The 203-nt window shown below is 65.0% G+C and carries 1 pseudogene; it reads left to right on the forward strand.

What is annotated here, in order from left to right:
• Positions 1–203, forward strand: a pseudogene (locus tag A3714_RS08385) (ammonium transporter); the annotation flags it as partial.

A 203-nucleotide genomic window follows, 5' to 3' on the forward strand; every position in this document is an offset into this window, starting at 1 on the left:
CGCGTTCGGTGCCAGGGTCCTGCTGGCATTTCGCCTAGATGATGTGGTCGGCGCGGTACCGGTGCATGCCTTCGCCGGCGCCTGGGGCACCCTGGCCGCTGGCCTCTTCTACGAAGGCGACCTGTTCAACCCGGAACGGATTACCGTGCAACTGCTCGGCATCGTGGTGGCGTTTGGCTGGGCGTTCTTCACTGCCCTGGTCA

The organism is Alcanivorax sp. HI0007, from assembly GCF_001635525.1.
Classification (GTDB): domain Bacteria; phylum Pseudomonadota; class Gammaproteobacteria; order Pseudomonadales; family Alcanivoracaceae; genus Alcanivorax.